12 protein-coding genes, 1 tRNA gene and 1 pseudogene are annotated in these 12,117 nt (G+C 59.8%); 10 read left to right on the top strand and 4 right to left on the bottom strand.

What is annotated here, in order from left to right; genetic code table 11:
• Positions 1–10 precede the first annotated feature (10 nt).
• The 3 genes and pseudogenes from NK667_RS15495 to NK667_RS15480 all read left to right on the top strand — a co-directional run bounded on the left by NK667_RS15495 (position 11) and on the right by NK667_RS15480 (position 3,561).
• Positions 11–1,477, top strand: a complete 1,467-nt coding sequence (locus tag NK667_RS15495) for an efflux transporter outer membrane subunit (RefSeq protein WP_054615346.1) — start codon at positions 11–13, stop codon at positions 1,475–1,477.
• A 31-nt stretch (positions 1,478–1,508) separates the two neighbouring features.
• Positions 1,509–2,470, top strand: a pseudogene (locus NK667_RS15490) (aldo/keto reductase).
• A gap of 155 nt (positions 2,471–2,625) precedes the next feature.
• Positions 2,626–3,561, top strand: a complete 936-nt coding sequence (locus tag NK667_RS15480) for a LysR family transcriptional regulator (RefSeq protein WP_054615345.1) — start codon at positions 2,626–2,628, stop codon at positions 3,559–3,561.
• Positions 3,562–3,615: 54 nt separating this feature from the next.
• Here NK667_RS15480 and NK667_RS15475 read toward each other — a convergent pair whose 3' ends face one another.
• Positions 3,616–3,873 (bottom strand): DUF2790 domain-containing protein, encoded by a 258-nt coding sequence (locus NK667_RS15475; RefSeq protein ID WP_054615344.1) that lies wholly within the window; start codon positions 3,871–3,873, stop codon positions 3,616–3,618.
• Positions 3,874–4,020: 147 nt separating this feature from the next.
• Positions 4,021–4,875, bottom strand: coding sequence for a LysR family transcriptional regulator (locus NK667_RS15470; protein WP_054615343.1), 855 nt, complete (start codon positions 4,873–4,875; stop codon positions 4,021–4,023).
• A 134-nt stretch (positions 4,876–5,009) separates the two neighbouring features.
• Between NK667_RS15470 and NK667_RS15465 the strand changes: the two genes are divergently transcribed.
• The 5 genes from NK667_RS15465 (at position 5,010) to NK667_RS15445 (ending at position 9,377) form a co-directional block, all read left to right on the top strand.
• Positions 5,010–6,062 carry an agmatine deiminase family protein gene (locus tag NK667_RS15465; protein ID WP_054615342.1) on the top strand — a complete coding sequence of 351 codons (1,053 nt, stop codon included), beginning with the start codon at positions 5,010–5,012 and terminating at the stop codon, positions 6,060–6,062.
• A gap of 4 nt (positions 6,063–6,066) precedes the next feature.
• Positions 6,067–6,975, top strand: coding sequence for an N-carbamoylputrescine amidase (gene aguB / locus NK667_RS15460; RefSeq protein WP_054615341.1), 909 nt, complete (start codon positions 6,067–6,069; stop codon positions 6,973–6,975).
• Between the two features lie 2 nt (positions 6,976–6,977).
• The gene (locus NK667_RS15455; protein ID WP_054615340.1) at positions 6,978–8,075 is read left to right on the top strand and encodes an extracellular solute-binding protein; all 1,098 of its coding nucleotides are present in this window, start codon (positions 6,978–6,980) and stop codon (positions 8,073–8,075) included.
• Positions 8,076–8,095: 20 nt separating this feature from the next.
• The gene (locus NK667_RS15450; RefSeq protein ID WP_054615339.1) at positions 8,096–9,214 is read left to right on the top strand and encodes an agmatine deiminase family protein; all 1,119 of its coding nucleotides are present in this window, start codon (positions 8,096–8,098) and stop codon (positions 9,212–9,214) included.
• Between the two features lie 88 nt (positions 9,215–9,302).
• Positions 9,303–9,377 (top strand) — tRNA-Gln (locus NK667_RS15445).
• Positions 9,378–9,443: 66 nt separating this feature from the next.
• On the opposite strand, the gene NK667_RS15440 is transcribed toward NK667_RS15445, so the two are convergent.
• Positions 9,444–9,695: a hypothetical protein gene (locus NK667_RS15440; RefSeq protein ID WP_054615338.1), complete on the bottom strand. Its 252-nt coding sequence runs from the start codon at positions 9,693–9,695 to the stop codon at positions 9,444–9,446.
• Positions 9,696–9,854: 159 nt separating this feature from the next.
• On the opposite strand from NK667_RS15440, the gene NK667_RS15435 reads away from it, so the two are divergent.
• The gene (locus NK667_RS15435; RefSeq protein WP_054615337.1) at positions 9,855–10,190 is read left to right on the top strand and encodes a YajG family lipoprotein; all 336 of its coding nucleotides are present in this window, start codon (positions 9,855–9,857) and stop codon (positions 10,188–10,190) included.
• Between the two features lie 125 nt (positions 10,191–10,315).
• Here NK667_RS15435 and NK667_RS15430 read toward each other — a convergent pair whose 3' ends face one another.
• Complete coding sequence (locus NK667_RS15430; RefSeq protein WP_177331438.1) at positions 10,316–11,224, bottom strand: AraC family transcriptional regulator; 909 nt, start codon at positions 11,222–11,224, stop codon at positions 10,316–10,318.
• A gap of 138 nt (positions 11,225–11,362) precedes the next feature.
• Here NK667_RS15430 and NK667_RS15425 point away from each other — a divergent pair, with 138 nt between their 5' ends.
• Entirely contained in the window at positions 11,363–12,106 is a 744-nt protein-coding gene (locus NK667_RS15425; protein ID WP_054615336.1) for an SDR family NAD(P)-dependent oxidoreductase, read from the top strand.
• Positions 12,107–12,117: the final 11 nt, after the last annotated feature.

Genomic DNA, 12,117 nt, shown 5'->3' with positions numbered 1-12,117 from the left:
AGTGTGCCCAATGAAATCCCCTGCGCTTTTCATCAACAGACATCAACTCCCGAGAGTGGTCGGTGCGATGTCGTTCATGGTGTTCCTGTCCGCCTGCACCGTCGGCCCGGACTTTAAAACCCCTGAGGCCGGCGAGTCGCAACACTATGACCAACAGGCTGAACAGCAACTCGCTCAAAACATCAGCTACGGCAAGAACATCAACGGTGATTGGTGGACTGCTTTTCGGTCGCCAAAGCTCGACACGCTGGTGCGCCGCGCCATCGATGGCAACCTTGATCTCGTAGCGGCGGATGCAACGATTCGGCAAGCAGCGTCCTCGGTCGCGGCGGCGGAAGGGGCGCTTTATCCGCAGGTCGATTTCGGCGCTCAGGCGGGTCGTCAACGCACCCATAACGGCCCTGAGCCAAGCGTTTCGAACTTCTACGCAATCGGGCCGCGAGTTGGCTTTGATCTGGATGCATTCGGCGGCAACAAGCGTCTGGTCGAACAACAGCAAGCGTTTACCCAGTTGCAAAAGCATCGCTACGAAGCGGCGTACCTGACCTTGACCGGTGATGTCACCAGTCAGGCGTTGTTGCTGGCGTCCGCCAACGCGCAGATGAAGGCTGTCGAAAAGTTGCTGGCCAATGACGCCAAAAACCTCGAACTGGTCCGCGCGGCGCATGCCAATGGCGCCACCACCCAGATTGACGTGTCACTGGCCGAGACCCGTCTGGCCCAGGATCGCACGCTGTTGCCGCCCCTCGCACAGCAGCGCGATTCGGCTCGTCATGCGTTGTCGATCCTGACGGGCAAAGGCCCGGCTGACTGGATCGCGCCTGAGTTCGAACTGGCCGAATTTGCCTTGCCGTCCAACGTGCCGGTCAGTTTGCCTTCGGAGATGGCCCGCAACCGGCCGGATGTCCTGCAGGCCGAGGCCGAACTGCACATGGCCAGCGCGGCGGTAGGTGTCGCCACCGCCAACCTCTATCCGCATGTCGAGCTTTCGGCCTCACTGGCGCAAGCGGCGTCCGGCAATGGCGGCGCGGCGCTGTGGGGTTTTGCTGCAGGGCTGACGGCGCCGATTTTCAATGGCGGAACGCTCAAGGCTGAACGTCAGGCTGCCGTCGATGGTTACCAGGCGTCTCTCGCCGGTTACCAGCAAACTGTTATCCAGTCGTTCGGCCAGGTCGCGGACACCCTGCAAGCGATCAACCATGACGCCGAGCAAAACCTCGCCCAGGAAGACGCGTTGCGCGCCGCCGACACGAGTTTTCGCTTGAACCAGCAAGCCTACGCCCAAGGCGAGAACAGCATCCTGCAAGTGCTGGAAGCAGAGCGTGCCTATGAGCAGGCGCTGTTGGGGCAAATCCGCGTGAAGACGGCGCAGTACCTCGACACGGTGCGGTTGTACGTGGCACTCGGCGGCAACTCCGTCGGCGTGTTCGAGCAGAAAGTCGCGTCTCGCGAAGCACCGAAACATACGTATCAATAACGGCTGCGGCCCCAAGTTGTGGAGTAACGACATGTCATACGAAGCGTTTCACGATGGACTTCGCGATACCCGGTTCGCGCTTAATCACGGGTCGGTTGAAATGCCGGCCGTAGGGTTTGGCACGCTGTTTCGCGATCTGAGCGTCACCACGCAAGCGGTCAAGCATGCGCTGGACGCCGGGTTTCGCCATTTCGATTGTGCGGAACGGTATCGCAATGAAGACCAGGTCGGCGTTGCAATAAAGGACGCGCTGGAGGCGGGCACGATCCGACGCGAGGATTTGTTCATCACCACGAAACTGTGGAACACCAACCACCGTCCCGAGCGGGTCGAACCTGCATTCGAGGCCAGTTGCCGGCGCCTGCAAGTTGACTACATTGATTGCTACCTGATCCATACGCCGTTTGCCTTTCAGCCGGGTGATAACCAGGATCCGCGGGATGCGTTCGGGCATGTGATCTACGATTCGGGCGTGACGTTGCTTGAGACCTGGCGCGCGCTTGAGCGCCTGGTGGATGAAGGGCGGTGCAGGTCCATCGGCTTGTCGGATATTACGCTGGAGGCTTTGAAAGAGATCGTGGCGGTGGCACGGATCAAGCCTGCGGTGGTGCAGGTGGAATCCCATCCGTATCTGCCGGAATGGGAACTGCTGGAGTTTTGTCAGCAACACGGCATCATCGTCCTGGCGTTTGCGCCACTGGGCCACGGCATGGAGCCGAACGTCCTGGAGGATACGGTGATCACCGGCATCGCCAAGCGCCTGCAAAAGACCCCGGCGCAAGTGGCGTTGGCCTGGGCAGTGCAGCGTGGCGTGGCGTGGCGTTCCTGACCACGTCGGCGACACCGAGCCATATCCAGGAAAACATCAATATCGAGACCTTGCCGCAAAGGGCCATGCGTGAGATCAAGGAAGACATTACCACCCGGGTGCGCTTCAACTCAGTGGTGGAGACTGGAGTGCCTGGGTTTATTCCGCGTAAGAAACCCGAGTAAACCCGGTCTGCCTGGCGAAAAACCTGTGGGAGCGGGCTTGCTCGCGAAGGCGGCGTACCAGTCAACAAAGATGTTGCCTGACACACCGACTTCGCGAGCAAGCCCGCTCCCACAATAAATCACTCTTATTTTGGCCATACCGTTGAGGCGAATCGATGGACGTTTTCCAAACCATGCGGGTTTTCATCGCCGTCGCGCAAAGCGGCAGCTTCACGGCGGCGGCCGACCTGCTGGACACCACCACGACCAACGTGTCCAAAGCGGTGTCCAGTCTGGAAGCTCGGCTGCAAACACGCCTGATCAACCGCACCACCCGACGCCTGGCCCTGACCGAAGCTGGCCATCGTTATCTACAACGCTGCGAGAAAATTGTGGACGAGGTGCGCGAGGCCGACGAAGAGGCGGGCACCGCCCAGGTTATGCCAGTGGGCCGGCTGAAGATTCATGCGATGGCCGCCATCGGCAATCATTACGTGATCGACGCCATCGCCAAATACCGGGAGACGCATCCCTCGGTCATGTTCGATCTGACCCTGACCAATCGGCTGCCGGATTTGCTGGAGGAGGGCTATGACATGTCGATTGTCCTGGCTCGGGATCTGCCCGACTCAGGTTTCGTCGCCCAGCGGCTCGGCATCACGTTCAGCATTCTGTGCGCGTCGCCCGCGTACCTGAAGAAGCGCGGAACCCCCGAGTTGCCGGATGCGTTGGTCTCACATGATTGCTTGCGGATTGTGAACACGGTAATGCCGGTTGAAAACTGGGCATTCGAGGGGCCGGACGGCGGGGTAACGGTGACTATTCCCGAGTCGCCCATTCACGTCAACACGGCGGACGCTATGACGGTTGCCATACTCAGCGGGATGGGAATCGGGATTCAGCCGATTGCCTCGGCGGTCGATGGCTTGCGGGGCGGCAAGTTGGTGCGCGTGCTGCCGGACTACCATCTGGAAGAGTTGAATCTGTTTGCGATCTACCCGTCGCGCAAGTTCGTGGACGCGAAGATAAGGACATGGGTGGAGTTTCTTAAAGACTACATTCCGGGCATGTTGGCCGCAGATGCAAAAGTCGTCGGGTCATCAAACAAGTAATTGTCGCTAGCGCCGCAGGTATGGAGTGTCGACCCTCCATCTTCTGCACCGGGCTCAACCGTTCGAACAGCCAGTGCCCATCACGGAATACTGCAGGATGTGCCGTTGACCTTTCGAGTCTTCATAAGTCATCTGGGTCGGCACCGGGCCACATGTATCGGCGGTATCTGAAATCGAAATGACTTTTTGAATATCCAGTTTCATGCCGTAGCTATAACTCTCTACCGGTGTGGTGCTGGTCGCGTCGTCTGCAAAGGCAGGTGCGCCGATACCGATAAGGGCCAGAAAAATTGCAGCACTTGAAAGTTTCATGATGTTCACCGTCTCGTCCAAGGATTGGTTGTTTACCTCGGGGAGCTGTTTGCTCACCGGGTAGAGACGATGCTAGGTGTTTGGGTTTGCCCCAAACAGCGGGGCACAGGACAAACACTGTTGCCGGATTCCGCATGAATTGAATCGTTATGCCGCCTCCAACTGACTCAGCAGCCACTCAGTGAAACTCCGCGCATTGCTTTCACTGTCGCGATGGGTCAGCAGCGCCCAATTCGGGCCGCGAATGGTTTGCTCCACCAAGGGTTGCAACAAGCCATTGGCACGGGCCTGACAACTCAACAGTTGGCTGACCAGCGCGATACCCAGTCCCGTACACGCCGCATCAAGCAACAGGCCGGGATCAGAAAAATTCAGCCCCTGATCCTGCTGGCCGACATCGACGCCAGCCTCCACCGCCCAGTGACTCCAATCCATTTCCCGCTCGCCGTGCAGGGTGGTGCGCTGCTCCTGCGGCAACGCCAACACGCTCGGATGGCAGGCCGGGTAGAGGCGATCGGTGTGCAGCACTTTGAAGCTGCACTCGGCCTGGGAACTGATGTCGTCACGCACCGCGATGTCGATGGTCTGGGTGGTCATGTCCGGGACTTCGTCGGTGCTGTAGATCCACAGATCGACCTCTGGATGCTGGCGACGAAAATCCCCCAGGCGCGGCAGCAACCAGTGACGGGTGAACGCCGGCGTGGTGTTGAGCACCAGTTGATTGGGTTTCTGGTACTGCCCGAGGCGGCGAATACCGACGGCCAATTGTTGCAGCAGTGCCTGGGTGGTGCTGAGCAAATCCTGGCCGGCATCGGTCAGGCTGACGCTGCGCCCACTGCGGAAAAACAGCGGTTGTTCGAGGTAGGCCTCAAGGCTGCGAATCTGCTGACTGATCGCCGATTGGGTCAGGTTCAGCTCGGTGGCGGCCTTGTGAAAACTGCCCAGTCGCGCGGCGGCTTCAAAGCCGCGAAGGGTGCTGAGCGGGGGCCAGTGCTTGAGCATATCGATAAGTTCCTCTAATCAGTTTTCCACTAAATCCATCGTTTGTTCGCCCGATTTTACAGCCGTAGCATGCATGCCAAGCCCATCGAGGCAGTTTTCATTGAACACAATGACTTAACTAAAAGGTGTTTGTCATGCAGCAAGAAAATAATCAAGGCAATGGCTGGATGATGCCGGCAGAGTGGGTGAAGCACGCTGCGACCTGGATGGTCTGGCCGCATAACCAGGCACTCTGGGAATCGGGTTGGCGCGTGACCTTGTCGGAGGTGCAAGAGGATTTCGCTCGCGTGGCCAATGCGATTGCCCGTTTCGAACCGGTGAAAATGGTCGTCGATCCTTCGGCTATCGCCAGTGCCAAAGCGCTGTGCGGGCCCAACATCGAATTGATTCCGTTGCCGGTGAATGACAGTTGGTGCCGCGACTCCGGCCCGAGCTTCGTCTGCCATCCGCAACACGGACTGGCCGGCGTGAGTTGGCGCTTCAATGCGTGGGGCGGCAAGTCGGCCCACGACCTGGATGAAGGTCTGGCGCGCCGTGCACTCAATCACCTCGGCGTGCCGTGCTTCGGCACACCGTTGAGCAACGAAGGCGGGGCGATTCATGTCGACGGCGAAGGCACGCTGATCACCACCGAGTCGGTGTTGCTCAACGCCAATCGCAACCCGGACACCAGCAAAGCCGAGATGGAGGAAATCTTCACCCGCTTGCTGGGCGTGAAGAAAACCATCTGGCTGCCGGGCGATCCGGATTACGTGACTGGCGACATGACTGACGGCCACGTCGATGGCGTCTGCGCCTTCGCTCGCCCCGGTGTGTTGCTGGTGGACGCGACCCACGACAAGCAGTCGGTGTACGCCGAAGTCGCTCGCGAAAACCGCCGTGCACTCGAACTGGCCACCGATGCCCAGGGGCGCAAATTCGAGCTGATCGAGTTGTACGAAGCCACCGATGCTGTGGACACCGAAGCCGAAGTGTTCTGTGCGTCCTACACCAACTTCTACATCGCCAACGGCGCGATCATCATGCCGGCCTACGGTATCGACGCCGACCACGCGGCGGCCGAAGTGTTGGCCCAAGCGTTCCCGGGCCGCGAAGTGGTGCCGGTGCGGATCAATCATCTGGCCCATGGCGGCGGCGGGGTGCATTGCATCACCCAGCAGCAGCCAGCCTGGCCGATGGAGGGTTGAGATCATGACCCTGTTGACGATTGCGACCACCCAGATGCCGTGCACCTGGGACCTGCAACACAACCTCGATCAGGCCGAGCAATTGGTGCGTGACGCGGCAGCCAAAGGCGCCCAGGTCATCCTGTTGCAGGAGCTGTTTGCCACGCCGTATTTCTGCATCGAGCAAAGCCACAAGCATCTGGCGCTGGCCGAAGAATACCGGGACAGCCACGTACTCAAGCGCTTTGCCGCGTTGGCCAAGGAACTGGGTGTTGTGCTGCCGCTGAGTTGGTTTGAGAAGGCCGGCAATGCCTACTTCAATTCCCTGTGCGTGGCCGATGCCGACGGGCGCTTGCTGGGGGTGTATCGCAAGACCCACATCCCCAACGCCATCGGTTACCAGGAGAAGGAATACTTCAGCCCCGGCGATACCGGTTTCCGCGTCTGGGACACCGCGTTCGGCCGCATCGGCGTGGGCATCTGCTGGGATCAGTGGTTCCCCGAAACCGCACGCTGCCTGGCATTGATGGGCGCCGAGGTTTTGCTGTTTCCCACGGCCATCGGCTCCGAACCGGGCTGCGCTGCGCTGGATTCCCGCGATCACTGGCAGATGACCATGCGCGGGCATGCGGCGGCCAATCTGCTGCCGGTGGTGGCGTCGAATCGCGTTGGCCGCGAAACGGCGACTACCGATCCGACCTTGCAGATGAGCTTCTATGGCTCGTCATTTATCTGCAATCACAAGGGCAAGTTGCTCGCCGAGGCCGACCGCGACGGCACCGGCGTGCTGGTGCACAGCCTGGACTTGTCGCTGATGCGCGAAGAGCGCCTGAGTTGGGGCATCTACCGCGACCGCCGCCCGGACATGTACGGCGCGCTGTTGAGCCAGGACGGTCGTCATCTCCATTCTCGCTGGGCCACTCAAGGGGTTTGATCATGCGCATTGCCAACCAACTGTTGCTCGCAGCCCTGACGCTGGCGTGTGCTACGCCGTCGCTGCATGCCGAAGAGAAAACCCTGCGGCTGTACAACTGGGCCGATTATTTTGCTGAAGACACCCTGAGCAAATTCACCGCCGAAACCGGGATCAAGGTGATCTACGACGTCATGGATGGCAGCGAAACCCTGGAAGCGAAAATGCTCGCCGGCGGCAGCGGTTATGACCTGATCTTCCCCGGAGATACGGTGTCCGAGCGCCTGATGCGTGCCGGCAGTTTGCTGCCGCTGGATCAATCCAAACTCACCGCTGTGGGCGACATCGAACCCGGCTTGCAGAAACTGCGCACCCATTACGAGTACTCGGGCAAAGCCACCGTGCCCTATACCTGGGGCACCATCGGCCTGACCTACAACGCCGAGCAGATCAAACAGCGTCTGGCGGATGCGCCGGTCAACAGCCTCGACATGCTGTTCAAACCGGAACTGGCGGCCAAATTTGCCGACTGCGGCATCTCGATGATCGACTCGCCCGACGAGGTGCTGGCGGTGGTGCTCAATTACCTTGGTCGCGATCCGCGCAGCGCCAAGCCGCAAGACCTGGCCGCAGCAAGTGAGCTGCTGATGAAATTGCGCCCGTACATTCGCAAGTTCCAGTCGCAACCGGTTACCGATCTGGTGAACGGCAACCTGTGCCTGTCCCTCGGCTATAGCGGCGACATGACCCAGGCGCAACGCACCTCCGACAGCGCCGGCAAGACCACTTCATTCCAGTACCGCATTCCTCGCGAAGGCACCACGGTGTGGATGGACACCATGGCGATTCCGGTGGATGCCAAACATCCTGAGTACGCCTATGCGTTCATCAACTTCGTCATGCGCCCGGAGAACATGGCTGCCATCAGTAACTTCACCGGCTACCCGACTTCCAATGCCAAGGCACGCCCGAGCGTCGATGCCGCGATGCGCAACAACCCGGATATTTACCTCGACGAGGCCACCTATGCGCGGCTGATTACCGGCAAGGACATTCCCCAATCCGATATGCGCGCGCGGATGCGCACCTGGACCAAGTTCAAAACGGCCACCGCAAAATGACTTCAAAAAGGGAGCAACACATGTCGACGCGTCGTGAGTTCATCAAACAGGTTTCGGTGGTTGCCAGCCTCGGCGCTGCTGTGTCCATGGGCCTGACGCCATCGCTCTTGCACGCGGCCACCACGGGTGTTTGGCGCATGCCGGACGAGGGCGATAAACATGAGCGGGCCTTCATCGCGTTTGGCGCTCAGGACGCAATCTGGGAGGATTTCACCACCGACGTGCAAGCAGCCATCGGCTTGATCGCGCGCACCATCGCCCGTTATGAACCGGTGACCGTGTTCTGTCGCCAGCGCGAACGGGATCTGGCTGAAGAGCACTGCGGCACCACCAACATCACCTACGTGACCACTGAACTCGATGACATCTGGATGCGCGACATCGGTGCCAACTTTGTGGTCGATGGGCAAGGCGAGTTGGGCGCCGTGGACTTTAACTTCAACGGCTGGGGCAACAAACAGCAGCATCGCAAGGACGCAAAACTGGCAGCTCTGGTCGCGCGCAACGCCGAAGCCGATTATCTGCGCAGCGAACTGGTGGGCGAGGGCGGTGCGATCGAAGTGGACGGTCACGGCACCGGGATCATGACCGAAAGCAGCTGGATCAACAGCAACCGCAATCGCGACTGGAGCAAGGCCGAGGTCGAGCAAGAACTGAAGACGCGCCTGGGTTTGCGCAAAATCATCTGGCTGCCGGGGATCAAAGGCAAGGACATCACCGACGCCCACGTCGATTTCTATGCGCGCTTCATCAAGCCGGGCGTGGTGATCGCCAACCTCGACAACGATCCCGCGTCATACGATTACAAGGTCACCCGAGCGCATCTGCAAATTCTGCAAAACGCCACGGACGCCGATGGTCGCAAGCTCCAGGTGCATACCGTGTCGCCACCGCTCAAGCCGCGCCAAAGCAAGTTCAACCGCAACAACCCGGACTTTGCGGCTGGCTACATCAATTACTTTGTGATCAACGGGGCGATCATTGCGCCCGAGTTTGGTGACAAAGCGGCGGATGCCAAGGCTTTTGAGCTGTTGTCCGGGCTCTATCCGGACCGCGAAGTGGTGCAGCTCAATATCGATGCTGTGTCTGCCGGAGGTGGTGGAATTCACTGCGTAACCAGCCATCAACCGTTCGTCTAGTGACAAGTGGCTGTTTTAAAACAAAAAAATATGCGTAAGGGGGCTTTTCATACGCGGCGAAAGTTGCTAAATTTCCGCCCGCTCTTGCAGGGGCGTCGCCAAGCGGTAAGGCAGCAGGTTTTGATCCTGCCATGCGTTGGTTCAAATCCAGCCGCCCCTGCCATATTCCTTATAGAAAAGGGGACAGATCGGCTGATCTGTCCCCTTTTTTGTTCTGCATTGTCAAAGCTTATAGCTGATCCGGCTGCGTCAGCCACGTTCCCACCACGCGCCGATCCAGCTCCTCCCAATCCGCCATCCCCAGCACCCGCGTAGTGTTCAAGCCGCGCAGATAGCCGCGCAACTGATGAGCCGTGGCGCGCACTTGTTCCGAATCGGACGGGTTTTCACCCAGAACGGTTTCGTACTCGACCAGGTATTCAGCCACCCGGTCGCGGAACTCGGGCAGCACGGCATCGCGAATCAGGTCAAAAGTACGCACGGGGAAATCCTTTTAGTTGTAGTCGGGCTGGCTAGCAGTCTGCACGCGGCGCAACTATTGGTTCAAGCAATAGTGACAATCAAGAATCACAAGTTCTGCTTTGCCGGGTAAACGTCGAAAATCGCCTCCATCGAAAACGTTGCTCAAGGAACATGTGCGATGAAGACACTGAGCCAACTGGCTGTCATGACCCTGCTGCTAGCCGGTTGCGCCTCGGCGCCTAATGACCCGACGCTGACCCTGCAGACGAAAAAAACGCCTGCCGAATACGCTGATTGTGTCGTGCCCAAACTTCAAGGCAATGCACTGGCCCCGACGGTCTCGCAAACCCAGCGCAGCTACCGGATCGTGGTGCCGAGCAAAGTCACGGCGAACAATGTGCTGGAAGCCTACAAGACACCGAGCGGCGGCAAAGTGTTTGTGTATGAGCGCCAATTGCTGGCGTCGAGCTTCATGCCATCGAGTTTCGAGCGCGCCGCGCAGGAATGCCTGTAACCGACCAACGTTTTTACCGATGCTCCTTTGGTTGGCCGCAACCAACCAATTTTTTGCCCCGCACCCCATTGGGTCGCGGGGCTTTTTTTTGCGTGCAGGTTTTTACGCCGCAGCATCCAGTTCGCTTAGTTGAAGGCCGATGAATCAATCAGACCTTTGGTTTCGCCGACGATCCTCGCGGCGTCCCGTGCCGGCGGCAGGCCAAAGATCCGCGCGTAGTCACGGCTGAACTGGGTCGCGCTTTCATAGCCGACCTCGAACGCCGCGCTGGTCACACTTTTGGCGCTGGCCACCATCAGCGATCGGGCCTGCAGCAGTCGAACCCGTTTCTGATATTGCAACGGGCTCAACGTGGTGACGGCTTTGAAGTGCCGGTGGAACGCGGACACGCTCATTGCCGCTTTCTGGGCGAGGGCTTCAACCCGGATCGGTTCGGCGAAGTCGCGGCGGATCCACTGAATCGCCAGGCTGACCCGAGCCATGGCAGTGTCCGGCGCCGCAATTTCACGCAGCATCCAGCCATGCGAGCCTTGCAACACGCGGTAGAGGATTTCCCGTTCATAGGCGGGCGCCAGGGCCGCAATGGATTCAGGATGGTCCATCAATCGCAGCATGCGCAGCCAGGCGTCCATCAGTTCCGGCGTGACAGCAGCCACGGAAAATCCGGCGTCGTGTTCGTAGCGTCTGGCCGGCATAGGCACGTCTGCCAGCAACGTTGAAAGCACCGTCGGGTCCAGCGTCAGGCTGACCGCCAGATAGGGTTCGCCCGTGGCGGCCGGGTGCACGGTGCCCACCGCCGGCAACTCGATGGACATGACAAAGTACGTCGCCGGGTCGTAGCGCAGCGTGCGATCGCCGACGGTCATGGATTTACTGCCCTGCAGGATCAGATTGATCATCGGGTCGTAAACCGCGGCCAGCATATGCTCCGGGATGGCGCCCTGGACCATGGCGACGCGCGGGATGCCCGTCTCCGTGCGGCGGTTTTCGGCCCGGGAAGCCAGGGCGCGAAGTTCATTCAGTGGGTTTGTCATAGGGACCATCTGAACTCAAGGTGATGCGCCCCGGCAAGCAAAAAGCAGAAACAGGCAGGATTCGGGCAGGAACGGCTGCGCTCGTGGTGACGGCGATGATTACTGTGGTGACTCATCCCAGCGACATTGGAGCAACGAATGAGCGTAATCGTTATCACCGGAGGCAGCCGGGGCATCGGCGCCAGCACCGCCGAACTGTGTGCCGAGCGCGGCATGGGCGTGATCCTGACCTACAAAAACAATGCTGATTCAGCCGACGCCGTCGTTCGGCGTATCCATGCGTCGGGCGGCAAGGCTGTCGCGCTGAAACTGGACGTCGCGGAGGTCAGCGGTTTCTCGCGTTTCCGAGAGGCCGTGCAACAAGCCTTGCAGGCTACCTGGGGCGTGGCGACGCTCGGCGGTCTGGTGAACAACGCCGGGCATGGCTTGTTCAATCCCCTCGAATCGGTCACCGAGGCGCAGTTTGACGGCTTGTTGAATGTACACCTCAAAGGCCCGTTTTTCCTGACCCAGGCTTTGCTGCCGCTGATGGAAGAGGGCGCCAGCATCGTCAATCTCACCAGCGCCACGACCCGCGTGGCCACGGCCGGCGTCGCACCGTATGCGGCGTTCAAGGGCGGGCTCGACGTGTTGACTCGCTACATGGCCAAGGAATTCGGCCCTCGGCGCATCCGTGCCAACGCCGTGTCGCCGGGCGCGATCCGCACCGAACTGGGCGGCGGATTGAATGATGAGTTCGAGGCGCTGCTCGCCTCGCAAACTGCCCTCGGCCGGGTGGGCGAACCACAGGACGTCGCTCGCGTTATCGCCATGTTGTTGTCCGAAGAAGGACGCTGGATCAATGCCCAGACGATTGAAGTCTCGGGCGGCTACATCATCTGATTAGCGAGGTT

The sequence above is a fragment of the Pseudomonas nunensis genome (assembly GCF_024296925.1).
Taxonomy (GTDB): domain Bacteria; phylum Pseudomonadota; class Gammaproteobacteria; order Pseudomonadales; family Pseudomonadaceae; genus Aquipseudomonas; species Aquipseudomonas nunensis.
The sequence above is the reverse complement of the archived record's forward strand: the minus strand, read 5'-3'. Positions and strand labels throughout refer to the sequence as shown.

Excerpts from the sequence above, each read along its gene's own strand:
- NK667_RS15470 (WP_054615343.1), bottom strand. The coding sequence starts at position 4,875 with ATGCTCAAGCACTGGCCCCCGCTCAGCACCCTTCGCGGCTTTGAAGCC.
- NK667_RS15465 (WP_054615342.1), top strand. The coding sequence starts at position 5,010 with ATGCAGCAAGAAAATAATCAAGGCAATGGCTGGATGATGCCGGCAGAG.
- NK667_RS15430 (WP_177331438.1), bottom strand. The coding sequence starts at position 11,224 with ATGACAAACCCACTGAATGAACTTCGCGCCCTGGCTTCCCGGGCCGAA.
- NK667_RS15495 (WP_054615346.1), top strand. The coding sequence starts at position 11 with ATGAAATCCCCTGCGCTTTTCATCAACAGACATCAACTCCCGAGAGTG.
- NK667_RS15455 (WP_054615340.1), top strand. The coding sequence starts at position 6,978 with ATGCGCATTGCCAACCAACTGTTGCTCGCAGCCCTGACGCTGGCGTGT.
- NK667_RS15475 (WP_054615344.1), bottom strand. The coding sequence starts at position 3,873 with ATGAAACTTTCAAGTGCTGCAATTTTTCTGGCCCTTATCGGTATCGGC.
- NK667_RS15480 (WP_054615345.1), top strand. The coding sequence starts at position 2,626 with ATGGACGTTTTCCAAACCATGCGGGTTTTCATCGCCGTCGCGCAAAGC.
- NK667_RS15425 (WP_054615336.1), top strand. The coding sequence starts at position 11,363 with ATGAGCGTAATCGTTATCACCGGAGGCAGCCGGGGCATCGGCGCCAGC.
- aguB (WP_054615341.1), top strand. The coding sequence starts at position 6,067 with ATGACCCTGTTGACGATTGCGACCACCCAGATGCCGTGCACCTGGGAC.
- NK667_RS15435 (WP_054615337.1), top strand. The coding sequence starts at position 9,855 with ATGAAGACACTGAGCCAACTGGCTGTCATGACCCTGCTGCTAGCCGGT.
- NK667_RS15450 (WP_054615339.1), top strand. The coding sequence starts at position 8,096 with ATGTCGACGCGTCGTGAGTTCATCAAACAGGTTTCGGTGGTTGCCAGC.